The following is a 24,295-nucleotide window of genomic DNA, read 5'->3' as shown; positions in this document are numbered from 1 at the left end:
ATTATTATTAAAAAACCAAAATGTAAAGCTTTTTCTATTTATTATTGTATATTTAATGAAAAAGTTAGGCAATCCTAATAAAAGTTGTTTATATCTTTAAAATGCCTTTAAAATAACAATTTAGCAGTAAAATAAAATGTTAATTATAATCCGATGATAAAACAGTGTTGATTTTATTAGTTAGTTATACTATGATTTTCTTAACATTAAAATGTGAATTGAACGTTGAAAAGAGACTTCTTGATTTTTTAATTAAAACCAAGGGGCCTCTTTTTGTTAATTTAGGAGGAAAAGTAATGCCAAAATTAGCTTCATCATTGACCGATGTATACAATAAAAGTTTAGATTCATTAGCACCATCAGGCATTAGAAGTTTTGATAAAAAGATTTCTGATATTGATGGAATTATCAAATTAACAATTGGAGAACCTGATTTGAATACTCCAGAACACGTAAAGCAAGCTGGAGTGGATAGTATCATGAATAATGATTCTCATTATGCAAATCAAATTGGTAAAAAAGAATTAAGGGATGCAATTGCTAATTATTTAGATAAAAAACATAATTTGAATTATGATTCTGATTCAGAAATTGTTGTAACGGTAGGGGCGACTGAAGCTATTTACGCAGCTTTTCAAACCATTTTAAATCCTGGGGATAAAGTTATTGTTCCTACTCCAACATTTGCATTATACTTTCCAATTATTCAAATGTTAGGTGCTACTCCAGTCAAAGTAGATACTTCTGATAATGGATTTGTACTAAGTCCAGATAAATTATCCCAAGCATTAGATAATGAGGGCTCAGCAGTTAAAGCGGTTCTTTTGAATTATCCTGGGAATCCAACTGGAGTTGAATACTCAAAAGATGATTTAGAAAAATTAGCTAAAGTAATTAAAGAACGTAATTTATTCGTTGTATCAGATGAGATTTACAGTGATATTACTTATGATGTTGAACATTATTCAATTGCAACAATGTTACCTGAACAAACTATCTACATTAGTGGATTATCAAAATCACATGCAATGACTGGATATCGAGTTGGTTATGTATGTGGACCTAGTGAAGTTATTAAAAAATTAAGTATGGTTCATGCTTTCTTAGTCACTGCAACCACTAATTCAGCTCAAGTTGCTGCTGCAGAAGCTTTGAAAAATGGGATGGAAGATCCTGTTGAAATGACTAAGATTTATAAAAAACGTCGTGATACCTTGCAAAAAGGTTTAACTGATATGGGCTTTGAAATGCCTCAACCAAAAGGTGCCTTTTATATGTTTGCTAAAATTCCAGCTGAATTTGGCAATGATGATGAAGCATTTGCGCTTGAATTAGCAAAAAAAGCTAAAGTAGGGGTTATTCCAGGTAGTGCATTTGGCCCTGGTGGTGAAGGTCACATCAGATTTTCTTATGCTGCTTCAGATGCTGTAATTGATGAAGCAGTTAAACGAATTAAAGAATATTTATAATATTACTTGGGGGTAAATACAATGGACAGAAGAATACCAAACATCATGGGGACGCAACATCCAGACAATGCCAATGTTCCGTTTTTTAAGAAAGATGGCGATTCATTTGTTTCAGCATTTAATGAAATTAACGAAGCCTATCAAAACTATTCAGTTTTAGATGCTGATGAATATATGTGGGATTGGGAAGGTAAACATGCTGATTCATCTGTGATTGATCGATTGTATTCAGAACATTATGAATATTTTAAACAACATCCACTTGGTAATGACAAATTTTTAACTTTCCGGTTGCCTAATATTTGGGAAGAAAAGGGTTATAGTTTAATGCAAGCTATGACAACCATTCTTTTGGCTGAAGATTTTGCAGATGACTTAAAATTTAAAAATCGTCCATTATTTGAAGCAATTTTACCAATGGCTAGAACTGCTGACCAATTATTAAATATGGAAGAAAAATTCTCTAGTTTAGCACATTTCAAGGATAAGGAATTTGGTAATGGTCATAAAAATACTGATCGATTACGTATGATTCCACTTTTTGAAAGCTTTGAAGCTCAATATAATGCACCTAAAATTTTGAAAAAATATGTCGAATTATATAAGAAAAATTTTGGTGAAGACTTAAAATATATGCGTGTCTTCTTGGCTGGTTCAGATTCAGCATTATCTAATGGATTCTTAAATAGTATTATTGGAAATAAATTAGCCTTAACTAAATTAGGCGAATTTTCGAATGAATCTGGCATTGATATTTATCCAATTGCTGGGACTGGTAGTACAATTTTTAGAGGTGGATTATCACCATTGATGGTTGATCGTTATTTAGAAGAATTTCCCGGTCTAAAGACAGCAACTATCCAATCAGCATTTAGATATGATTTTCCGTTAGATTCAGTTGTTAAACCAGCAGTTGCTAAATTACGTGATGGTTTACAACATAATGCATTTAAGATTATTAATGATGAAGATCAAAAAACTTTACTAGATGTCGCTGATAAATCAGCAGCCGAATATCATAAGACACTTGATCCATTAATTAATGATTTACAATCAGTGTTTGATGCATTTCCAAAACGTCGTGATCGTCACCAACACGTTGGAATTATTGGTTATTCTCGTGATGTCGATGGATATAAGATGCCTCGTGCAATTACTTTTACTGGATCATTGTATTCAGTTGGGGTGCCACCAGAAGTGCTTGGAACTGGTCGTGTCTTGAAAAAATTAGATAAAGAAGAATTTAAAACACTAACGCAATATTATCCAAATATTAAGAAAGATTTTGAACATGTCTTAAGATACTTTAGTGCAGATGCATTAGAATCATTAATTCAACAAAATGACAATTGGAAAGGCGTTAAAGAAGATGTTGAAGCAATTCAAGATGTCTTTGGAATTGTCGCTGGCCCAACTAATGATGATGAAGTGGAACATGCTAAGTTAGCTAACGATTTAGTAAGAATTAATGATAAAGAAGTTCGTGATATTTTAATTGAAAAAATGGCTAAGTTAAGACATTTCTTAGGTTAATAAAGTTTATAAAAATAGCGTATCGAAAATTTATTCGATACGCTATTTTTTATTTTGCTTTTTTACGATGATGCATTAACCACATCAACATTAACATTACTGCGATCATAATTGCAGCTGCTATCCAGTATGTGAAATGCATTCCGAATAAGAACCATGCATCATGTCCAAATGGATAAGTAGTGATTGATCGATTAGCTTTCATACTCATTCCAGTATATAGCAATGAAGTTGATAACGATAACCCTACTGTGAAACCAATGTTACGACTTAAAGCTAAGACTGAACCAGCCACACCTTGTTGATCCTTGCGTGCATTTTCCATTACCATTGGATTATTTTGGAACAATCCATTCGCAGTAGCAAAAACCATAAAACCAAATAATAGGATTGCTAATGGCCAAGTAGGTTGAACGACTGCAAAAATGATTTCAGCAATTACGAAAATAATGGATGCTCTAAATGACATTTTAACAGCACCATATTTATCACATAAAACACCACCTAAATATGCAGTAAATACATTTACAACTGGTAAAACACTCATAATAAAACCAGTTTGTGAAGGTGAAAATTTTAGATTATCTTGAATATAAAATGGCAATAAAACATTGTTGAAATAAATAATAATATACATAAACATTAAAGCAATAATACTGATTGTAAAACCAGGATTTTTGAATAATGATAAATCTAAAATCGGTTCTTTGACCTTTAATTCAATTCGAATAAATGTGGCAACTAAGATAGCAGTGATAATAAATGCAGCAATGACACCAATGTTACTAAAACCAATTTCTTGTCCAGTGAAGATGGCAACAAAGAATAATCCAATTGAAATTGCTAAAGTAATAAAGCCAAAATAATCAATATTTAATTTTGGCTTAGGTTCATTTTTACTTGTTTTATTATAAACAAATTCACCAAAGATAAATGCGGCAATTCCGATAGGTACGTTAAACAAAAAGATCCAATTCCAACTAGCAATTGATAGAATAATTCCTGCAACGGCTGGTCCAGCGATATATCCCAATTGACCAATGGTAGTATTTATTCCAAGTGCTTTTCCACGTGAACTAAATGGAACGGACTCAGTAATGATTCCTAAGTTAGTTGCCATTGTCATTGAAGCGCCTAATCCTTGCAGACAACGTGCAATTAATAAAACAACTAAATTAGTGCTAATTCCACAAATTAAAGAACTGATAGTAAAAACTAAAGTTCCGAGTTGAAAAATCCTTGATTTACTAAGTTGATCACCTAGTTTGCCAAAAAGAATTAACGACATACATATTAGCACTAGGTATGCGGAAGATATCCATTCAGCTTGATTCATTGGAACATTTAAATCTTTGGAAATTTGCGGTAAAGCTGTATTTACAATACTCATATCAACAGTTCCTAAAAATGAAACAATGGCGACTGATAGAATGATAAGCATCTGTTTGTGTTTCAATTTCTTCACTTCCTTCATAATATTCATTTCATATTGTATCAGATTAACTAATCATTTATTAATCTAAAAAGACATCTACAACATTGTAGATGTCTTCTTTATTATTTAATTGATTCAACAAATTTTTGATAGTATTTCTCTTCACTAGAGTCGATAAATTCACTATTTTCATTGCTTATATTAGCTGAATGTAAGTTACTTTCATTAACTGATAATTTACCCACAAAAGTAGCGTTACCGATTAATTCAATCCATTGTTTATTAGGTGTGTCATGAACCTTAGTTTGCACCATTCCACCTGGATTATAAACATTAATAGGTTCCTTAATATCAACTAAATTAGGGAAATTAATTGCGAAAGCTAATGAAGTAGCGGACATTCCAGTCCCACAGGCATTGGTGAAGCCAACTCCACGTTCATAAGTGTGTACAAATAGGTTGTTACGACTTAGAATCTTGGCAAAATTGACATTTACTCCATCAGTAAAGTAGGGGTTAGGATCATTTAATTTTTTACCAATTTCACCCAATGTTTCGTTTAAATCGTGGTCATTTTCTACAAAGCTAATTAAATGAGGATTAGGTACTGCAATTGCAGTAAATCTTAAGTGATCATTGATTTCAGGTAATGCTTTATTCAAAATATTTGTTGTATTTAAATTGTCAAATGGGAAAGATTTATTGTCAAAACGCACCGGTGATATTTCAACGCTAAATGCAGGAACATTATTAGCTAATTCACCATGCTTATTTACTAAGAGGTCAGCTGACATCGTTTCAACTTTAAAACTATCCTTATGATATTTACTAGATAAATATCTGGCTACACACCGTAAGCCATTTCCACACATCGATGCTTCACTGCCATCAGCGTTAATTACACGCATCTGAGCTAAAGCATCTTCATGATTTGATTGGTTAATTACTAGTAATCCATCAGCAGGATTTAAGTTACTGCTTTGACTAGTGATTTGTTTAGTTAAATTTACTAACTCTTGATCATCTAATGTTTTGTCTAATAGTGTTTGATCTAAGATATAAAAATGATTTTCAGAACCATGCACATAAAATAGATTAATCATAATTATTTCTCCTTATTAAAAAATTCTTTATAAATACTTTTTACAGCTTGATTAGCATTGGCTTCTCTAGTTCCAATCATAATTGAAATTTGGGAAGCTCCTTGATTAATCATATGAATGGGAATGTTGTCATTAGTGATAGGTTCAATAATATCACTAATTGTATTAGCTGAATCACGCATTCCTTCACCAACCACCATGATAATAGCATAATCATCAATCCAGCTTAACTTATCGGGCTTGATGGTTTCTTGAATGTCATTACATAATTTCTTAATAGTTGGTTTATCTAAATTGTCTTTATCAAAAATAATAGTTAAATCGTCAATTCCAGATGGCATATGTTCATATGAAATGTTGTACTTTTGAAAAATAGTTAGTAATTTAAGTGTGATCCCGACTTCTTTATTTAGCAAATATTTATGTAAATAAAGCGCTGAAAATCGATTAGATGAGGAAACTCCAGTAATTGGGTGTTCAGGTTGAAAAGAGCCTTCGGGAACAATTAAAGTGCCCGGTTCATCTGGCAGGTTAGTGTTTTTTACATTAATCGTTACATTACCTTTGATTGCTGGAATAATTGCTTCATCGTTGAAAACAGAAAAACCAGCATATGCTAGTTCACGCATTTCACGGTAAGTCATTTTCTTAATTGAAACAGGGTGATTAATTATTTTTGGATTAGCTGAATAAATTGAACTAACATCAGTGAAATTTTCATACATTGGAATGTTTAAACCATTAGCGATGATGGAACCAGTGATATCTGAACCACCACGTGCAAAGGTTGCGATATCGTCATTTTTTGTATAACCAAAGAATCCGGGGATAACTAATTTTTCGTATCCATAACCAAAATGGCCTAAGTTTTCATATGTTTCATCTAAAACATCAGCTGCATTGGGATTTTCATCAGAAACAACAATCCCTAATTCTTTAGGATCAACAAATTTGGCGGAAATGTTTAGATGATTTAAAATAATGGCCATTAATTTCGCATTCATTCTTTCACCATGGGCTTTAAAGGCAGCCATTAAATAATCATTATTTAAATAATCTTTATCTGGGAGCTGTTTAAATATATTAACAATGGGGGCAAATTCTTTATCACTAATATCATAAGTATCAGCGATATCTTGATATCTTTGAATAATATTTTTTAAAATATCTTGGTAATCATTTTTGTTAATAACTTTAGTAGCATAATCAATTAATAAATCAGTCACTTTAATATCGTCGCTAAAGCGCTTACCAGGTGCTGATAGTACTATAATTTGGCGATTTTCGTCACTTTTTATTATATTAATTACTTTTTGATATTGTTCACCATTAGCTAATGAACTGCCACCAAATTTAATTAATTTTGTCATCCAATATCAACTCACAATCTAATCGTTCTAATTAATTTGCATTCTAACATTAAAATTGAATTAGACAAGCGGCTTTTGTTTTTGCAACGTGCATTTAAAAAGTCTATATATAGTAAATAAAAATTATAAAAAAATATGTTTTATAAAATAGTTGACTTAGGTAGGTAAATAGTTTTATTATGTAACTAATCGAAGAGGTCGCAATCGAAAAGATTAGATAAGCTTAGTCACTACAATGATTTTGAGGCTTGTTGAAAGGTGAGATTGCCGAAGTGGAATTTAATTGTAGGTAAATATTCTGCTGGGACATGATTAAACAAATCATGGACTGTCACAAGAACATATTTCTTGTGGAGCGCTTTCGACAATTGAAACCGAAAATGAGAAGAACATTAAATTTGGATTCTTTTGTACGAGTGTAACCACATTCATACGAAGGAATCCTTTTTGTTTTCAATTGGCCGAAATCGAACAAAATATTCGATAGAAAGGCATGTTTATTATGACTAAACAAGTTACAAATGAAAATATTAATGATAAGGGGCATCTTTTAATTGGTGGTTGTGATGCAGTTGATTTAGCTAATCAATTTGGCACGCCACTAGTTGTCTATGATGTCGCAAAAATAAGATCACAAATTAGAAAATTTAAAGCAGTTTTTGAACAAAGTAATGTTGACTATGCTGTTTGTTATGCCAGTAAAGCATTTGCTAATACTGCCATGTATCAATTAGTTAACCAAGAACAAGGTCACATTGATGTTGTATCTGGTGGTGAAATGCAAATGGCATTACATGCTGGTTTCCCAGCGTCAAAAATGAGTTTCCATGGGAACAACAAATCTAGTGATGAATTAAAAATGGCATTGGAAAAGCATGTTGGAGTTATTATGCTAGATAATTTCCATGAGATTAATTTATTAGGTAATTTGTTAAATGATATGAATACAACTTGTGATGTAATGTTGAGAATTACTCCTGGCATTTCAGCACATACGCATGAATTTATTCAAACTGGTCAAACCGATAGTAAGTTCGGATTTGATCTAGAATCTGGTCAAGCAGAACAAGCTTTTAAGAAAGTTAAAGCTAATGAAAGAATGAATCTGTTAGGAATTCATGCTCATATTGGTTCACAAGTTTTTGAATTGAAAGGCTTTGAAATGGCTGCTAGTAAGCTAGTTGATTTAGCGGCTGAATGGAAACAAAAATTTGATTACGAAACCAAAGTTATTAATGTTGGTGGTGGTTTTGGGATTAGATATACCGATGAGGATGAACCATTAAAGCCCGAAGCATTTGTTAAAAATATTGTTGAAACCATTAAAGCTAGAACAAAAGCGACTGGTATTAAAATGCCAGCAGTTTGGATTGAACCAGGGCGTTCAATCGTTGGGAATGCCGGTTACAATTTGTATCGAATTGGTTCTAGAAAAGATGTTCCTGGAATTAAATCTTATGTATCTGTTGATGGTGGAATGGGCGATAATATCAGACCAATGTTATATGATGCTGAATATGAAGCTGTAATGGCTGATCAACCATTACGTAAGCCAATCGAAAACGTTCATTTAGTTGGTAAATATTGTGAATCTGGTGATGTTTTAATTAAAGATCAACCACTACCTGAAACTAAACCTGGTGATGTAATTGTTATGTTAGATACAGGTGCTTATGGATATTCAATGGCATCTAACTATAATTTGAATCCTAAACCAGCAATTGTATTTGTTGAAAATGGTAAGCCTCAAATAGTTACTCGTCGTCAGAATTACGATGATTTATATGAATTAGATAATCCATTAAATTAAAAGGAGAAATTAAAATGGCAAATTTAGACGCACACGAAATTATTAACTACATCGGTAACGCTGAAAAGAAAACTCCCGTAAAAGTTTATCTTAGTGGTCAAATGGATAAAATTGATTTTCCAGATTCAATTAAGGTATTTAAAGAAGCTCATACTGCAACTATCTTTGGTGATTGGAAAGTGATTGCCCCACTTTTAAATTCTGATTTTATTAATGACTATGAGATTGAAAATAATGCTCGTAATTCAGCAGTCCCATTATTAGATTTGAAAAATGTGAATGCACGAATTGAACCAGGTGCAGTTATTCGTGATCAAGTTAAAATTTCTGATAATGCAGTTGTCATGATGGGAGCTATTATCAATATTGGTTGTGAAATTGGTGAAGGTTCCATGATTGATATGGGAGTAGTTATGGGCGGCCGTGCGCTAGTCGGTAACCATTCTCATATTGGTGCTGGAGCAGTTCTTGCAGGGGTAATTGAACCAGCTTCTGCCAAACCTGTTCAAATTGATGATGATGTTTTAATTGGTGCGAATGCGGTTGTCATTGAAGGTGTTCACGTTGGAAAGGGTGCTGTGGTTGCTGCCGGAGCCATTGTTACTTCTGATGTTGCTCCTTATACAATGGTTGCTGGAACCCCGGCTCGTAAAATTAAAGATGTCGATGCAAAAACTCAATCTAAAACTAGCCTTGAAGACGACTTAAGAAAGTTGTGATTTTTAATGACTGATATTAACTTAATTGATATTAGACGACACTTGCACCAAATTCCTGAGTTAGCATTGCATGAAAATAAAACTCACGAATATTTGATGCGTATAGTAGGAAGTTTTAATCAAAAAAATTTAACAATTGGATCAATTGAATCTTTACCAACTGCAATCTTAGTTAAAATTAATGGTTATGACCCTAAAAGAACAATCGGTTATCGTTCTGACATTGATGCTTTACCAATTGAAGAAGCTACTGGTCTATCATTTTCATCTAAACATCCGGGATGTATGCATGCTTGTGGTCACGATATTCATATGACTGTTGCATTAGGAGTTCTACATTATTTTGCTGAAAACCAGCCGAAAGATAATATGGTATTTTTCTTCCAACCAGCTGAAGAAAGTGAAAGTGGTGGTCGTAAAGCATATGAAGCAAATGCCTTTAATGGAAATTTTAAAGTTGATGAATTTTATGGATTACATGATAATCCTAGTTTGCCAGCTGGTGCAATTGGTTGCCGAATGGGAACTTTATTTGCTGGAACGACCGAAATTAATATTAATTTAACTGGTAAAGGCGGGCATGCTGCTTATCCACAAAATGCTAATGACATGGTAGTTGTTGCTGCACAGTTGATTAATCAAGTGCAAACTATTATTTCAAGAAGTATTGATCCCATTCAAAGTGGTGTTATAACACTAGGAAAGATTGAAGCTGGAACTATTCGAAATGTAATTGCCGGACATGCCAGAATTGAAGGAACTATTCGGGGGTTAACACAATCAATGATTGAATTGATTGATAAGCGCTTAGAAGAAATTTGTCATGGAATTGAATTAAGTTATAACTGTAAAGTTGATTTGGAACTTAATCAAGGTGGATATTATCCAGTCGAAAATGATTCAGAGTTAACCCGTGAATTTATTGAATTTATGCAAAATGATGAAGATGTTAATTTTATTGAAACCAAACCAGCAATGACAGGGGAAGACTTTGGTTATTTATTGTCTAAAATTCCAGGAACCATGTTTTGGTTAGGAGTTGGCGATGATTCTTCATTACATACCGCAACTCTAACTCCTGATGAATCTTCAATTGATAAAGGGGTTAATGCCATTATTAGTTTCTTAGAAAATCGAATGAAAAGATAGGTGAGTATGAATGTTTGAAAATGTTGATTTAATGACGGCAATTATTACACCCTTTGATAATGAAGGGAAAATTGATTTTGATGTTTTAAAAAAAATCACTGACCACTGTTTAGCAACAGGTAGTCGTGGCTTTGTTATTGGTGGAACTACTGGAGAAACACCTACATTAACTCATGATGAGAAGATTGATCTATATCGTCGCTTTGTCAAAATTGTCGATGGTCGCTGTTCAATTATTGCGGGTACTGGTAGTAATAATACTCAGGAAACAATTGAATTTACTAAAGAAGTCAGTGAAATTAAGGGAATCGATGCTGCATTAGTTGTTGTTCCTTACTACAATAAACCTAATCAACGTTGTATGAAGGCCCATTTTAAAGCTGTTGCTGATAATTCAAATGTACCAATTATTATTTATAATATTCCAGGTCGTACTGGCGTCACAATGGATAATGAAACTGTGATTGAATTATCACATCACGCTAACATTATTGGAGTTAAACAATGTACTTCGATGGAAGACTTAGAATATTTAGTTGATCATACAGATGCTAAATTTAATATTTATACGGGTGAAGATGCTCAAGCTTTATTTGCCAAAAGTATTGGTGCTAACGGTGTCATTTCAGTTGCTTCACATATTTATGGTAATCAAATGCGTCAAATGTATGATGAATTGGAAGCTGGCAATTATAAATTAGCCGGAACATTACAAAGAAAACTAACCCCAAAAATGTCAGCATTATTTATGTATCCTTCACCTTCACCAGTAAAAGCAGTGATGAATGCTCAAGGATACTCAGTTGGTGATTGTCGTTTGCCAATTCTTTCATTGAACCAAACAGAAAAGCAAACCTTAGCTCAGCATTTAGGATTAGCTAAAGAGGCACTATCAAATTCATTACCAAAGGAGTTAAATTTATGATTAAAGTTTTATTAGCCGGCTTTACCGGATCAATGGGGCAAAAAGCAATTAATTTAATCGATACAACTAAAGGAATGGAATTAAGTGGTGTTTATTCTCCACACTGTGTGCAAGATAACGCTAAATATGATTTAGCAAGCCAAGTTAAAATTTATAATTCTTTAGATCAAATTGATTCAAATTATGATGTTTGGGTTGATTTTACCCAACCAGATGCAGTTTATGAAAATACAAAATTTGCGATTGAACATGATATTCATCCCGTGATTGGAACTAGTGGTATGAAAGATGAACATCAAAAAGAATTGCTTAAATTAGCTCAAACTAAACAACTGGGAGGAATTATTGCACCTAACTTTGGCTTATCAGCAGTCTTATTAATGAAGTTTGCTGGTGAAGCGGCTAAGTATTTCCCAGATGCAGAAGTTATTGAAATGCATCATCAAGATAAAAAGGATGCACCATCTGGGACTGCCTTGAATACTGCTAAAATTATTAGTGCTAATCGAGATGAAGATAAAGCTAGCAAGGATGAAAATAAAGATAATTTATCAGGATCTCGTGGTGGAACGTATGATGGTGTCCACGTCCATGCGGTTCGTTTACCAGGTTATGTTGCGCATGAACAAGTTTTGTTTGGTGGTGCTGGCGAGGCCTTGACATTACGTCAAGACTCATTTGATCGTGGATCATTTATGAAAGGGGTCAAAGTTGCAATTGAAAAAGTTGCTGACTTAGATCACTTAGTAATTGGATTAGAAAATATTTTATAAAAGAGATGATTGTAGATGCCTGAATTATCAAATGGCTTAACTAAAACTTATAATCAAAGATTAAATTCGATTCAACCTTCTAATATTAGAGGCTTTGATAATCAAATTTCTAAAATTAAAGATATTATTAAATTAACAATTGGAGAACCAGATCTAAATACGCCTAAGCACATTAAAACGGCAGCCAAGAAAAGTATTGATGATGATGATTCTCATTATTCACATCAAGCTGGTAAACTGCCACTAAGAAAAGCCATTCATAATCACTTGCTAAATGAATATCGCTTAGATTACAATCCAGAAAATGAAATTGTAGTCACAATTGGAGCAACTGAAGCCATCTATGCTACTTTTGAAACACTGCTTAATCCTGGAGATGCAGTGATTTTACCAACACCACTGTTTTCATTATATGAACCAATTATTACTTTATTGGGTGGTAAGGCGATTAGCTTAGATACTTCTAAAGATGGATTCATGTTGACGCCAGAAAATTTAGATAGTGTTCTGAAAAAATATGGCAATAAGGTTAAAGCAATCCTTTTGAATTATCCAGGAAACCCAACTGGGGTTGAATATTCACCAGAAGAAGTTAAAGCATTATCAAATGTTATTGAAAAGTATAATATTTTTGCAATTACTGATGAAATTTATTGTGAATTGACTTATGACGTTGAGCATCAATCGTTAGCTGAATATTTACCTGAACAAACGATTTATATTAATGGATTATCAAAATCACATGCCATGACCGGTTGGCGTGTTGGTTATGTATGTGGGCCACACGAATTTATTGAAAAATTATTAACAGTGCATGCTTTTATGGTTACTTGTCCACCTGATGTTACACAAGTAGCAGCTTATGAAGCTCTTGAAAACGGTGGCTCAGATGCTAAAGAAATGCGTAACATTTATAAACGTCGTCGTGATTTTATTAGTGATAGGTTAACTAAATTTGGTTTTAAGATGGCGATGCCTCGTGGAGCTTTTTATGTATTTGTTAAAATTCCAGATAAATTTGGGAAAGATGATACTAAATTTGCTTTAGATTTAGCTGAAAAAGCTAAAGTGGGTGTAATTCCAGGTAGTGTTTTTGGAAAAGGTGGCGAAGGATACATTCGTTTATCCTATGCTGCTTCAGATGACAATATTAAAGAAGCAATGAATCGAATTGAACAATTCTTAAATTAATAAAGAAGGTAATTATTTATGAAAGAATATAATGTAGCAATTTTAGGTGCCACTGGTGCTGTTGGAATTAGAATGGTGGATCAATTAGCCAATTCAACGGTTCCTGTAAAATCATTGAAATTATTGGCATCAGCACATTCTGCTGGTAAAGTAATGGACTTTAATGGCGAAAAAATTACGGTTGAAGAGACTACTCCTGAATCTTTTGATGGCGTTGACTTAGTGTTAGCATCAGCAGGTGGTGCAGCTTCCAAGAAGTTTTTACCTGAAGCTGTTAAACGTGGAGCAGTTTGTGTGGACAATACTAGCGCTTTTAGAATGGACCCTGAAGTTCCATTAGTGGTTCCAGAAGTTAATCCAGAACAATTAAAAAATCATAAGGGGATTATTGCTAATCCAAATTGTTCAACTATTCAAATGGTTGTGGCATTAGCACCGGTCTTCAAAAAGTATGGGTTAAAACAAGTCATTGTATCTACATACCAGGCAGCATCTGGTGCCGGTCAATCTGCTTTAAATGAATTTTATCAGCAGGCTAAAGATTATCTAGAAGGTAAACAAATGTCTGCCGATATTTTACCAACAGCAGGAGACAAAAAACATTATCCATTAGCATTTAACTTATTACCTCAAATTGATGTTTTTGAAGATGAAGGCTATACCCATGAAGAATGGAAAATGATTCATGAAACTAAAAAAATTATGTTGAATGATATGGATGCTACAGATTTAAAGGTTACTGCAACTTGTGTTCGTGTTCCGGTTCCAATTTCACACGGTGAATCAGTGTATTTTGAAGTTGAAGATAAAAGCGCAACTGCCGAAGATATTAAAAAAACTATTAGTGATGCTGCAGGGGTAACTTTACAAGATGATCCAGATCATCAAGTTTATCCTCAACCACTTAATGCTGAAGGTAAACGTGAAACCTTTGCTGGTCGAATTCGTCCAGATCAAGAGAATAAGGGATGCTTTAATATGTGGGTTGTTGCTGACAACTTGTTAAAAGGAGCTGCATGGAACACTGTTGAAAATGCTGAACGCCTGGTTGATGAAGATTTAGTTAAAGTACCTAAAAATTATTATCAAAAATAATATACAAAAAAGTCATCAGATTTTTCTGATGACTTTTTATTTTTTTAATTTAGTTTGGCATTCTTTACATAAGCCATATACTTCAACGTGACTTTGTTTTACTTTAAAACCGGATTGTTGTTCAGTAGCTTGACTAAGTGATTTTTCCAAACCTTTATAATCTGGATATTCAATATCAATTATTTTTCCACAGTTATTACAAATAGCATGAAAATGTGGATTCCCAAAGAAATCATAACGGATTCCACCATCTTCAGCTGGTAGCTCAATAATGATGTCTAATTTTTCAAATAGTTGTAAACTGTTATAAATAGTAGCAACACTTAAATTTGAAAATTCTTTTTTTAAAGCATCGTAAATAGTATCTACTGAAGGATGATTATCATTATTAATCAAATATTTTAAGATAATTTGTCTTTGCGGAGTTATTCGAACTTTATTTTCTCTTAATGTATCTAAAGCATTTTTGTATGCTGAATCTGACATATAATATCCCTCCTTAAATAATTTGCTAGTTTAGAATAATTATTAACTTAATAATAAAATTAATTTTTAAATAAATCAATAAAATAGCAATTATTTAAATGGAAATTAATATAGTCTTAAATGACGTTCAATTTTCTCATTGGTTGGTTGAATATTGTAATAAAATTTAGCTGTTGGCCAGTAATCTTTAGCTAGTTTGTGAATTCGGTTTAAGATTTCCATTTCTAAGGTTGTATCAATTTCGATGATATTAAGATAAATGGTAGGAGCAGTATCACCTTCACTAATATTAGCAATTCCACCCATTCCAATAAATTGGTGGGTCTCTTTATTTTCAATTCCCCATAATAGGGCTTTTTTACGCATAACATCAATCATGGCAGCATTAATGAAATTACCAGTTGATGCAATATCAGATTCAGGGTCAGACTTTTTTTGAAAATCAATTACATCTTGTAACTTAAATTCTGTTAACCAATCTAATCTAAAATTATTAGTTAAAATAGGATGAATACCTTCAAAACTCTTCATATTTATTTAAGCTCCTTTATTTAAAATACTACATATAATTATATTCCATAAATTTTACTTTTTAAAGAAATGCTCATAAATAGATAGAGTTTGTTTTTCAGACATGCAGCAGCATCCACCAATGTATTTTAAACCTAAATGTAGCCATTGCTTTGCTAGTTTATTGAATTCATTAATATTCAGTCCATCTTGATTTCATTCTTTAATTTCAGGGTTGTAAGTTGCACCAGAGTTAGGAAATGCGATTAAGTCTTTATGGTTAGGGTAATTATTAATTAAGTTTTTTAGAGCAGGGGTGACAATTTTAGGGTCAGTACAATTGAGGCCATAGACAATTACATTATTTTGTTTTTCTAAAAATGCTTGGACAACTTTAATATTAGTTCCATCAGCTAAATGATTGGCATCTTTCATTGAACAAGCGACAATAGATGGGACTGTAAATTGTTTAGTAAATTTTACCAATGCCTTGATTTCTGCAAAATTAGGTAATGTTTCTAATAATAATACATCAACACCCAATTTTACTAAAATTTCAATTCTTTCTTTATGAAAATCAACATATTCTTTTTCAGATAATTGATAATCACCAGTATATTCAGACCCATTTGCTAAGAAAGCGCCATAAGGACCAATGCCGGCTGCTAACCAGGCTTTTTTAGATACTTGTTTTTGAGCATCTTTAGCTAAATTGAAGGCCTTTTGAATTAAATTACAAGCTTGCTCATGATTGTAACCATGACTAGTTAAGCCTTTAATACTTGCTTGATAGGTATCAATAGTTGTTAAAGTAGAACCAGCATTAAAATATGCTTGATGAACTTCTTCCACTAACTTTGGATATTGATCTAAAGCGCGTGCAGTCCATAATTTATCATTTAAATTTAGTCCACGTTCTTCCAATCCAGTAGACATAGAACTATCCATTAAGATGTGTTTTTGATTTTTAGCCCAAAGTTCAAATTTATTCATAGCTAGGCTCCTTTTCTTTCATAAAATAATTTATATGTTAGGTAACAAATAATTGCAAATGGTAAACCAATAATAATTGCAATCCGCTGATTAGGATCCCATGCAATTCCAATTAGTGAAAGGGTACAAATAATAATTACTAACCACGGAATTATTGGATACATTGGTGTTTTATAAGTTAACTCATCAATTGAATGTTTTTTAAGAAACAGTTTACTAAAGTTTAGTTGTGACCAACCAATAATTAGCCAAACTACGACAACCGCAAAAGCCGAAATTGCAGTTAATGCTAAGTAAACTGTATTGGGGGCATAAATACTAGAAAATAATGCCAAAAAGCCACCTAAAATGGTTAAGGTTAATCCATAAATAGGAATACCGTGTTTACTTAACTTAGCTAATGATTTTGGTAAAGTTTGTTTATCAGCTAAAGACCATAACATTCTTGAAGCTGCATACACTCCAGAGTTAGCCCCAGAAAAGATTGTGATAAATAAAATGGCATTCATAATGTCTGAAGCATATGGAATATTAACTGAATGTAAAACTGTAACAAATGGAGTTTGTGAAAATGATGATGAACTTTGAGGTAAAATTGACCCTAAAGCAATGATTGTGCCAATAAATAAAATAATTAGTGTAATTAGATTTTTTTTGATTGCGATAGGAACAGACTTTTTTGGATTACTACTCTCACCAGCACCAACTGCAATCATTTCAGTTCCTGAGAAAGCAAAGTTAGCGGATAAGATAATTGATATAAGGGGTGTGATTCCATTTGGGAAAATGCCATTTTTTGTTAACTTACCAAAAATGGGGTGAAATGGAATTATTTTAAAAATGATTAAAATACTAATTACTAAAAATACTGATAAGGCAAGAACCTTAATTAAAGACATCCATAGTTCACTTTTAGCAAAAACATCCATATTTAAAGTATTAAGTAATAAAATTATAATTGCAAAAATTAAGCTATATCCCCAAATAGGAATATTACTAAAATACTGTCTGGCAATTGTAGCTAGTGCGATAAATTCTGAACCTAAAGCAATTGTCCAAGTTAACCAATACATCCAAGCAACTACAAATCCCATTGCTGGACTAATGTATTTGCTGGCATAAGTATGAAAAGCACCGGTATTTGGATCTTGAACAGTAAGTTCACCTAAGCATGCCATGACCATGCATACTAAAATAGAACCAATAATATAGGCAATGATTGTCCCAATTGGTCCATAGAGTAACCAGTACTCATAAAAATACCAGTACCAATAACACCACCTAATGACATTGTGATTAAATGCTTACTTTGTAATTCTTTAGAAAAAGTTTTCTTCACCATATTCAACATCACTCCTTTATAAAATAAAAAACACCCGTCCTTAAAAAAGGGCGAGTGTCTCGTTGTACCACCTTATCCGGAACGACTTACATATTCCTTTGTGTTTTATCGGGTACTACCGTTATAAGTTAAATGTTCACTTATAATAGTTCAGAGACCATTTTCGTATAGTAATAATTTACTTATTTTCACCAACCATAAGTTCTCTTTAAAATTATTAACTATTTACTTTTCTCATCAAAACCTAATATTTTAATTTGTTACTCATTATTATAAGGATATTTATTATTTAGTCAATATCTAAAATTGTTTAGCAAAATCTTTCGAATTACTATAAAAATATGTAATAATAGAACTATATAGTAAATCTAATTCTAGTTGAAAGTGAGATTTTAACATGATTGAAAAATTCTTAATTGGAACATATACTAGCAAAATTAGTAAGGGTGTCTATGAAATTGACTTAGATACTGATAAAAAAGAATTACAAAATTTACAATTTGTTGCTAAGGGCCGTAACCCTACATATGTAGCAATGTCTAAAGATAACAAGATTTATTCAGTTGATAAAGCTGAAAATGGTGCTGGTGGTGCAATGGCATTAGATGCATCTACTCGTCCAACTACTGAAATTAACCGTTGTATTAATGAAGCTACTAATCCGGCTTATATTGCTGTTGATGAAAAACGTCAATTTGTTTATACTGCTAATTATCATACTGGTGAAGTAATGGTATATAAGATTGAATCTGATGGCTCAATTGATTTTCAAAATAAGGTTGTTCATGAAGGTCATGTTGGTCCAAGACCTGAACAACAAAATGGTGCGCATCCTCATTATGCTGATTTAACACCGGACAATCGTTTAGTGGTTGTGGACTTAGGTCAAGATCGTGTTTATGTTTATGATATTAATGACGAAGATGGTAGTTTAACTGAAATTTCTTGCTTAAAGATGGAAGCAGGCTTTGGTCCAAGACATATTGTTTTTGATCATAATACTAATTTGGCATATTTAGTCGGTGAATTAAGCAGCAAGTTAGCAGTGCTAAGATATAATGCCGATAATGGAACTTTTGAAGTTAAACACATTGTTGATACAATTCCACATGATTGGGTTGATCATAATGGTTCTGCTGCTATTAGAATTTCCGAAGATGGTAAATTTATCTATGTTTCTAATCGTGGGAATAATAGTTTAGCTGTTTTTGAAGCTCAACCAGATGACAAAGTTAAACGCATTCAATTAATTCCTACTGAAGGTGACTTTCCACGTGATTTTAACTTTAATTCTGATGAAAGTTTTGTAATTGTAGTTAACCAAAATAGTGATAATGCTACTTTGTACTCACGTGATAAACAAACTGGTAAATTAACAGTTATACAACAAGACTTCATGGTACCAGAAGGTGTCTGTGTAGCTAAAGAAATTTAAATATAATAAAAATAAGCATATCTTAATCGATATGCTTATTTTTTATGCATTTGCCAAAAATTTTTAATTAGATAATTGTTTTGTTTTTGACTATAAGCAGTTTGTAGATTATTTTTTTGCCAGTTATTAGGAAAATATTTTTTATAGCGGCTTTGTGAGAATCGATAATCCATTAATAAGATATTACCAACATCTTGGTCGGTTCTAATTAGTCGACCAGCAGCTTGAAAAATATTATTTAGTCCCGGTAATTGGTACGCATATTCAAATCCATGACCATTTTCTTTATCAAAAAATTCTTTGATTAAATTATTTTCGGTGCTCAGTCCTGGTAATCCAACGGATATAATTCCGACACCAATTAATTCATCATGTTTTAAATCAATTCCTTCACTGAAGATGCCACCCAATAAAGCAAATCCAATTAAGTTTTTATTTGTATTATTTTTAAAAGTATTAATAAAATTAGCCCTTTGATCATTATTCATAAATGATTCTTGTTCAATAATTGGAATATTGGGATTTTGTTTTTTAAATTCTTTAACAATCATTTCTAAAAAATGTTTAGAAGGTGCAAAAATTAAATAATGGCCAAATTTATTATTAACCATAGTTTTGATGCTATCAATTATTTTTTGTACATTATTTGCTCTTTGTTTGTAGGTTGTTGCAATATAATTATTAATAATTATTTGTTGATTAGTAGGTTTGAAAGGCGATTCAATTTCGTATGATAAACTATCATCCTCATCACCAAGTAATCTTTGATAATATTTAATTGGCGAAAGGGTAGCAGAAAATAAGACTGCAGCTCCACCCAATGATAGGGATTCACTTAGATTTTGACTAGGATCAATGCAAAACAATTTAATGATTGTATTTTGATTATCTTTGAAAATTCTCGTTTGATAAGTTTGATCATAAAAATCATTTATTCTTTGATAATGTAATAATTTAAAATAATATTCAAGAATCATATCAGTTAGTTCATCATCTTGTTCGTTTTTTCTTAACCATTCGTGGATTTTGTCAATTAATTTATTAACTTGTTTGTTAAATGCATTTAACGGTTCTGAAAAATTAACTTGATCAACATTTTTGTCTTTTAAAATTTTAGTATTACTCTTATAAGAACGATTGAATGTTTTTAATGCGTTATTTAACTTTTCATTTTTATTTGTATTTACATTTGATAATTTAATTAATTTCTTAATTGGAGAATTATTTAAACTAGCTGAATACATATCACGAGAACGATTAACCAAATTATGGGCTTCATCAATTAAAAAGATGTTGTCGCTATCTTTAACTGCAAAAAATCTTTTTAAATACACTTGAGGATCAAATAAATAGTTATAATCACAAATAATAACATCACAAAATAAGCTAATGTCCAGTGAAAATTCAAAAGGATCCAGTTGATATTGTTTAGCATATTTTTTAAGAACTTTATTATTGATTTGATTTTCATTGGTTAGAATTTGTTTGATTGCTGGTTTCAGTCGATCATAATATCCAATCATATATTTATTATCTTCAGGTTTCACATTTCTTTCTTCATCAAAGATAATTTTATCTTTAGCGGTAATCGTAATACTTTTAATATATAATTTATTTTGTGATAGGATATTGAGGGTTTCTTCAGCGACGCTTTGGGTGCTTTGCTTAGCAGTGAAATAAAAAATACGATTACACAGATTTTCACCCATTGCTTTAACTGCTGGAAATAACGTGGAAATTGTTTTACCAGTTCCAGTGGGTGCTTGCGCAAATAAATGCTTTTGAAAAGCGATTGATTTGTAAACAGTCGCTGCAAATTCACGTTGACCCTTTCGAAATGATTTAAAAGGAAATTTTAGTTTCTTAGCAGTGACATTTCTTTTTTTAATGATATCACTTCTTAATTTGAGCCATTCTTCATATTCATTAATTAAATTATCAAAAAAAGTTTTGGCTTCTTTTTTTGATATGTCTAAATATTTAGTATTAATCTTTTCATCAGGTGTCTGAACATAAGTTAATTTTAATGTTACTTTTTTAATTTTGGGTTTTGCATCCATCAATAAATGTGCATAAACTTTTGCCTGTCCCCAATATAACTTTAAGATGTTATCGGGAATTTCATTAAAATTTAAATCGGATGTTTTAATTTCTTCAATTTCTGTTTTTTTATCGTTTGAGATTAATCCATCAATTCTTCCATCCAACTTGAATTGGATATTATTGATTACTAATTTTTTAGATAAATTTATCTCTGATTGATAATCTTTTGATTGCTTTTTTTGTAATTTTCGATGAATTCTAGTTCCTTGTTTAGCAGTGTTGTTACTATTTAAATGACTGTTTAAATCACCACTACGCAATGTGAATTCAACTAATTCACGAACGCCAATATGATTAATAATGATCACCTCTAAAATAAAATGGATGGAGTATTACTTATGAATGAACAAGACTTACAACGAATTGTGAATGGATTTAAAAAATATAATATTGAGATTAAATATGATGGTCTATTAATTACGAAAATTAATGATCAAAATGCGAAGCTGGATGTCAGAACGTATATGCCTAATCAAATGGTTGAATTAATATGTAATGTTATGAAAACAAAGATCATCAATGATATCTGGAATAATTTGTAACATAATTGTAACTTACGAAGCTTTTTTTTTAATGGTATGGTAAAAATTGAAGATTAATATAAATACTAAGAAGGAGTAAATACATGCCAAGAAATTTTAAAGAAGAGTTAATGTTTACAGGAATGATGGCAGGAATGATGGTTATTGTAATGGAAGCTTATAATATTGCAATTTCGAGTGGAATTGATTCAGGATTTATTTTAGAAGTGTTAAAGGGATATCCATTAGCACTAGTTGTTGCAGCTATTTTAGATTTAGCTTTAGTAGGTCCACTTGTTAAAGGAATATTCTTTAAATTTATTTTTAAACCAGAATGGGAAAAAACCCCCATCAAAATAGCATTATGGATCTCATGTATGATGGTCTTAGGAATGGTAACTCTAATGTCACTATTTGGCATTATTGTAACATTTGGTTTAGGCAATATTTCATGGGGAATTTACGGTCATGCTTGGTTATTTAACTTAATTGTTGCTTTGCCACTTCAACTAATCATTGTGGGACCAATTAGTCGATTGGGACTAGGTAAAATTCAAGCAAGTACTAATTAAATTTATTCAAAAAGATAGGCTTAAAAAGTCTATCTTTTTTTATTTTATATTATAAGTTACAAAAAGATAGTGAAAAAAAGTTTAATTACCTTTATCATGGTTATATATAAGTAGCTTAGATAAGGAGAATTTAAATGATAAAAATTGTAACTGATTCTACTGCATTAATTCCACAAGATGTTTGTAATGAATTAGGAATTAATGTAATTCCTTTGAATGTTAGCATTGGGGATAAATCGTACAAAGATGATATTGATATTAACGGTCAAAAATTAATTAAACAAATTGATGATAATCCAAAAGGTGACTTTCCAATTACTAGTCAACCTTCAATTGGTGACTTTGTGGAATTATACAATAGTTTAACTAAAGATGGCGATACCGTTATATCAATTCATATGACCGATTTGTTAAGTGGAACAGTACATTCCGCAGAACAAGCTGCTGAAATTGCCGATGGTACAGTAAAAGTTATTAATACCCATTATATTGATCAAAGTCTGGGATTTATTGTTAAAACAGCTGCCAAAATGGCTAACACTGGTGAATATAACGTAAATCAAATTATTGATGCAGTAAATGAAATGATTAAAAATACTAATTTATATATTGGTGCAAGTACACTAGAGAACTTGGTTAGAGGTGGACGTATTAGTAAAGCAAAGGGAATTATTTCTAAATTAATGAATTTACATGTCATTTTTGAAGTTTTACCTAAAGATATGGATTTACAAATTAAAGGTCGTGGCAAAAAAACATTTAATAAATGGTTTGAAAATTATTGCGAAAACATTAAAGATGAAGATTTTTCTTTTATTGGAATTAGTTACACTGGTGATGATACTTTTCCATCAAAAATAAAACAACGTTTAGGAGAAATGTTCCCAAACGCTGAATTATCAATGTTATATACTTCTGCAATTGTAGCAACTCATACTGGTAAAAATGCTTTTGCAGTTATGACTTGTAAATCTGGATCATTTATAAACTAAAAAACTAAATATAATGCCTAAGATACCGCCAACCAGTGGACCTAGTAATGGAATAATTGAATATTTCCATTGTGATAGTCCTTTGTCATAGGTTCTAGAAAAGAACAATCTAGGAATTAAGTCACGTACTGGATTGAAAGCAGCGCCAGTAATTGGTGCAATAATTGAAATTATAATCGTCATTAAAATTGATGACCAAATAGTTTTTATCCACCAAGGACTATCTACTATATTAGACATGGCCTGCATGTTTATTACGATAATAAATGTACCAAACATTTCCCAAATAAAATTTGTTTTCCACTTATTTAGATTTCTTGGTACAGTTGCATATAAGTTTAAATTAAGTGGCAAGCTTCTTAGCCATTTTGACCACACCAAGTTAACCGTGGATGATGCTAACCAGGCACCTAAAGTTTGCATAATTACTTCTCCAATAAATAACCAAAAACTAATTTTATCATTTACTGCTAAAGTAAGCGAAACAACGGGGTTAAAACCTGCAGTACCAAATAGCAACGTGGTTATAAATGATGGAATTAAAATACTAATTCCCCAATAAAAACCAGTTAACCAACGATTTTGATGCTTAGGAAATAAAAAATAATTAATTACAACACTGCTTACTAAACCTAAAGATAGCATTAAGTATGTACCGACAAACTCACCAATTAAAAGTTTCATTAATTATTACCCCCCTTTATAAGTATTTACGTTTAGTAGATTAACACTACTTTGATAAAAAATGAAATATTATTAACTATAAAAA

23 protein-coding genes, 1 riboswitch and 1 other annotated feature are annotated in these 24,295 nt (G+C 31.6%); of the genes, 13 read left to right on the top strand and 10 right to left on the bottom strand.

Annotation, left to right across the window (positions count from 1 at the left end; genetic code table 11):
- Nucleotides 1-296: 296 nt before the first annotated feature.
- Together MOO46_RS04075 and ppcA are read left to right on the top strand one after the other, a co-directional pair.
- Nucleotides 297-1,469 (top strand): aminotransferase class I/II-fold pyridoxal phosphate-dependent enzyme, encoded by a 1,173-nt coding sequence (locus MOO46_RS04075; protein ID WP_249510427.1) that lies wholly within the window; start codon nt 297-299, stop codon nt 1,467-1,469.
- Between the two features lie 21 nt (nt 1,470-1,490).
- Nucleotides 1,491-3,002, top strand: coding sequence for a phosphoenolpyruvate carboxylase (gene ppcA / locus MOO46_RS04070; protein WP_249510426.1), 1,512 nt, complete (start codon nt 1,491-1,493; stop codon nt 3,000-3,002).
- 49 nt (nt 3,003-3,051) lie between these two features.
- On the opposite strand, the gene MOO46_RS04065 is transcribed toward ppcA, so the two are convergent.
- From MOO46_RS04065 to MOO46_RS04055, 3 genes are all read right to left on the bottom strand, one after another.
- The gene (locus MOO46_RS04065) at nt 3,052-4,476 is read right to left on the bottom strand and encodes an MFS transporter (RefSeq protein ID WP_249510425.1); all 1,425 of its coding nucleotides are present in this window, start codon (nt 4,474-4,476) and stop codon (nt 3,052-3,054) included.
- An 83-nt stretch (nt 4,477-4,559) separates the two neighbouring features.
- Nucleotides 4,560-5,540, bottom strand: coding sequence for a diaminopimelate epimerase (gene dapF, locus MOO46_RS04060; protein ID WP_249510424.1), 981 nt, complete (start codon nt 5,538-5,540; stop codon nt 4,560-4,562).
- 2 nt (nt 5,541-5,542) lie between these two features.
- Nucleotides 5,543-6,910 carry an aspartate kinase gene (locus MOO46_RS04055; RefSeq protein ID WP_249510423.1) on the bottom strand — a complete coding sequence of 456 codons (1,368 nt, stop codon included), beginning with the start codon at nt 6,908-6,910 and terminating at the stop codon, nt 5,543-5,545.
- 184 nt (nt 6,911-7,094) lie between these two features.
- Nucleotides 7,095-7,280: riboswitch (Lysine riboswitch) on the top strand.
- 132 nt (nt 7,281-7,412) lie between these two features.
- On the opposite strand from MOO46_RS04055, the gene lysA reads away from it, so the two are divergent.
- Genes lysA through MOO46_RS04020 form a run of 7 tightly spaced genes read left to right on the top strand, consistent with a single transcriptional unit; the run spans nt 7,413 to nt 14,572 of the window.
- Nucleotides 7,413-8,720, top strand: coding sequence for a diaminopimelate decarboxylase (lysA, locus tag MOO46_RS04050; protein ID WP_249510422.1), 1,308 nt, complete (start codon nt 7,413-7,415; stop codon nt 8,718-8,720).
- A gap of 14 nt (nt 8,721-8,734) precedes the next feature.
- Complete coding sequence (gene dapD, locus MOO46_RS04045) at nt 8,735-9,439, top strand: 2,3,4,5-tetrahydropyridine-2,6-dicarboxylate N-acetyltransferase (protein ID WP_249510421.1); 705 nt, start codon at nt 8,735-8,737, stop codon at nt 9,437-9,439.
- Nucleotides 9,440-9,445: 6 nt separating this feature from the next.
- Nucleotides 9,446-10,588 carry an N-acetyldiaminopimelate deacetylase gene (locus tag MOO46_RS04040; RefSeq protein ID WP_249510420.1) on the top strand — a complete coding sequence of 381 codons (1,143 nt, stop codon included), beginning with the start codon at nt 9,446-9,448 and terminating at the stop codon, nt 10,586-10,588.
- A gap of 10 nt (nt 10,589-10,598) precedes the next feature.
- Nucleotides 10,599-11,513 carry a 4-hydroxy-tetrahydrodipicolinate synthase gene (gene dapA / locus MOO46_RS04035; protein WP_249510419.1) on the top strand — a complete coding sequence of 305 codons (915 nt, stop codon included), beginning with the start codon at nt 10,599-10,601 and terminating at the stop codon, nt 11,511-11,513.
- Nucleotides 11,510-12,286, top strand: coding sequence for a 4-hydroxy-tetrahydrodipicolinate reductase (dapB, locus tag MOO46_RS04030; protein ID WP_249510418.1), 777 nt, complete (start codon nt 11,510-11,512; stop codon nt 12,284-12,286). Before dapA ends, dapB begins: the two co-directional genes overlap by 4 nt.
- 15 nt (nt 12,287-12,301) lie before the next feature.
- On the top strand, nt 12,302-13,477 hold the full coding sequence (locus MOO46_RS04025; protein ID WP_249510417.1) for an aminotransferase class I/II-fold pyridoxal phosphate-dependent enzyme: 1,176 nt from the start codon (nt 12,302-12,304) through the stop codon (nt 13,475-13,477).
- Between the two features lie 18 nt (nt 13,478-13,495).
- Nucleotides 13,496-14,572 carry an aspartate-semialdehyde dehydrogenase gene (locus tag MOO46_RS04020; RefSeq protein ID WP_249510416.1) on the top strand — a complete coding sequence of 359 codons (1,077 nt, stop codon included), beginning with the start codon at nt 13,496-13,498 and terminating at the stop codon, nt 14,570-14,572.
- A gap of 36 nt (nt 14,573-14,608) precedes the next feature.
- Here MOO46_RS04020 and MOO46_RS04015 read toward each other — a convergent pair whose 3' ends face one another.
- The 5 genes from MOO46_RS04015 to MOO46_RS03995 form a co-directional block, all read right to left on the bottom strand.
- Complete coding sequence (locus MOO46_RS04015) at nt 14,609-15,058, bottom strand: Fur family transcriptional regulator (RefSeq protein WP_249510415.1); 450 nt, start codon at nt 15,056-15,058, stop codon at nt 14,609-14,611.
- A gap of 105 nt (nt 15,059-15,163) precedes the next feature.
- Complete coding sequence (locus MOO46_RS04010) at nt 15,164-15,589, bottom strand: hypothetical protein (protein WP_249510414.1); 426 nt, start codon at nt 15,587-15,589, stop codon at nt 15,164-15,166.
- Nucleotides 15,590-15,784: 195 nt separating this feature from the next.
- Entirely contained in the window at nt 15,785-16,561 is a 777-nt protein-coding gene (mmuM, locus tag MOO46_RS04005) for a homocysteine S-methyltransferase (RefSeq protein ID WP_249510413.1), read from the bottom strand.
- 2 nt (nt 16,562-16,563) lie between these two features.
- The gene (locus MOO46_RS04000; RefSeq protein WP_249510412.1) at nt 16,564-17,739 is read right to left on the bottom strand and encodes an amino acid permease; all 1,176 of its coding nucleotides are present in this window, start codon (nt 17,737-17,739) and stop codon (nt 16,564-16,566) included.
- Between the two features lie 11 nt (nt 17,740-17,750).
- Nucleotides 17,751-17,903, bottom strand: coding sequence for a hypothetical protein (locus MOO46_RS03995; protein ID WP_249510411.1), 153 nt, complete (start codon nt 17,901-17,903; stop codon nt 17,751-17,753).
- Between the two features lie 43 nt (nt 17,904-17,946).
- Nucleotides 17,947-18,153, bottom strand: a binding site (T-box leader).
- Nucleotides 18,154-18,300: 147 nt separating this feature from the next.
- Here MOO46_RS03995 and MOO46_RS03990 point away from each other — a divergent pair.
- On the top strand, nt 18,301-19,338 hold the full coding sequence (locus tag MOO46_RS03990; protein WP_249510410.1) for a lactonase family protein: 1,038 nt from the start codon (nt 18,301-18,303) through the stop codon (nt 19,336-19,338).
- 35 nt (nt 19,339-19,373) lie between these two features.
- On the opposite strand, the gene MOO46_RS03985 is transcribed toward MOO46_RS03990, so the two are convergent.
- Nucleotides 19,374-21,749 (bottom strand): ATP-dependent DNA helicase, encoded by a 2,376-nt coding sequence (locus MOO46_RS03985; RefSeq protein ID WP_249510409.1) that lies wholly within the window; start codon nt 21,747-21,749, stop codon nt 19,374-19,376.
- A gap of 30 nt (nt 21,750-21,779) precedes the next feature.
- Here MOO46_RS03985 and MOO46_RS03980 point away from each other — a divergent pair, with 30 nt between their 5' ends.
- The 3 genes from MOO46_RS03980 (at nt 21,780) to MOO46_RS03970 (ending at nt 23,526) form a co-directional block, all read left to right on the top strand.
- Nucleotides 21,780-21,983 (top strand): hypothetical protein, encoded by a 204-nt coding sequence (locus MOO46_RS03980; RefSeq protein WP_249510408.1) that lies wholly within the window; start codon nt 21,780-21,782, stop codon nt 21,981-21,983.
- Nucleotides 21,984-22,066: 83 nt separating this feature from the next.
- Complete coding sequence (locus tag MOO46_RS03975) at nt 22,067-22,534, top strand: DUF2798 domain-containing protein (protein ID WP_249510407.1); 468 nt, start codon at nt 22,067-22,069, stop codon at nt 22,532-22,534.
- 134 nt (nt 22,535-22,668) lie between these two features.
- Nucleotides 22,669-23,526, top strand: a complete 858-nt coding sequence (locus MOO46_RS03970; RefSeq protein ID WP_249510406.1) for a DegV family protein — start codon at nt 22,669-22,671, stop codon at nt 23,524-23,526.
- On the opposite strand, the gene MOO46_RS03965 is transcribed toward MOO46_RS03970, so the two are convergent.
- Nucleotides 23,512-24,210, bottom strand: coding sequence for an MIP/aquaporin family protein (locus MOO46_RS03965; protein ID WP_249510405.1), 699 nt, complete (start codon nt 24,208-24,210; stop codon nt 23,512-23,514). The genes MOO46_RS03970 and MOO46_RS03965 overlap by 15 nt on opposite strands.
- Nucleotides 24,211-24,295: the final 85 nt, after the last annotated feature.

The organism is Apilactobacillus apisilvae, assembly GCF_023380225.1.
Taxonomy (GTDB): Bacteria; Bacillota; Bacilli; order Lactobacillales; family Lactobacillaceae; genus Apilactobacillus; species Apilactobacillus apisilvae.
Note: the sequence above shows the minus strand (reverse complement) of the source record. Positions and strands in the feature narration are given on the sequence as shown.